General features: G+C 64.5%; 1 protein-coding gene. It reads left to right on the top strand.

Annotated elements, in window-relative coordinates:
* Positions 1–971: iron-siderophore ABC transporter substrate-binding protein (locus ACKAE7_RS21035; protein ID WP_408980227.1), on the top strand; the 971-nt coding region annotated here is incomplete at its 5' end.
* Between the last annotated feature and the right edge of the window lie 45 nt (positions 972–1016).

Consider the following 1016-nt stretch of genomic DNA (forward strand, 5'->3'; position numbering starts at 1 on the left):
CCGCGTCCTCCACCGCCGACACCAGCGCCTCCAGCTCCAGCAGCTCGCAGTTCCCCGTCACCATCGAGCACGTCTACGGCGAAACCACCATCGAGAAGCAGCCCACCCGCGTGGCCACTGTCTCCTGGGTTAATGACGACGTCGCCATTGCCCTCGGTGTTGTGCCGGTGGGCGTGCCCAAGAACGAATGGGGCGGCAACGAGCAGGGGTCCACCCCGTGGAAGGACGCGGCGCTCGAAGAGCTCGGCGCCGGATTCGGCTCGGACAAAGCCCCGGTGCAGTACTCCGAGGCGGACGGCATCAACTTCACCGAGATCGCCAAGCTCACCCCGGACGTCATCCTTGCCGCGTACTCGGGCCTCACCGAGGAGGACTACAAGAAGCTCACCGAAATCGCGCCGGTGGTGGCCCACCCTGAACTGGCCTATGGGACCTCCTGGCAGGACTCCACCTCCATCATTGGCAAGGCCCTCGGCAAGGAGGCCGAAGCCGCCAAGCTGGTCTCCGACACCGAGGCCACCATCAAGGAAAAGGTTGCCGAGTACCCGCAGATCACCGGCAAGAGCTTCATCTATGGCAACCTGGAGCCGGCATCGGCTGACGGCGTCAACGTCTACACCGCCAATGACAACCGTCCCCGCTTCCTCTCCGAAATCGGCATGGAGCTGGCGCCCGTGGTGGAGGAAAATTCCAAGGGCTCCAAGGAATTCTTCATCCCCTGGTCCGCTGAAAAGGCCAACGAGCTCGAGTCCGATATCTTCGTGACCTGGGTTCCGGACGCCGCCACCACTGATTCCATCAAGTCCGACCCCCTGCTCGGTCAGATCCCCGCCATCAAGAACGGCGCCCTGGTTGCCGACTCGGACAACACCCTGACCCTGTCCATCTCCGCGTCCTCCCCGCTGAGCCTGCCGTGGTCGCTGGACACGTTCCTGCCGCAGCTGGCGGGCGCAGCGGATGCGGTGAAGTAGGCCCAGTTCCATGACGGAGAGTACGACGACGGCGGCGCGCCGTGA

Origin of the sequence: Pseudarthrobacter sp. NKDBFgelt (assembly GCF_046097905.1) — a bacterium.
GTDB lineage: Bacteria > Actinomycetota > Actinomycetes > Actinomycetales > Micrococcaceae > Arthrobacter > Arthrobacter polychromogenes.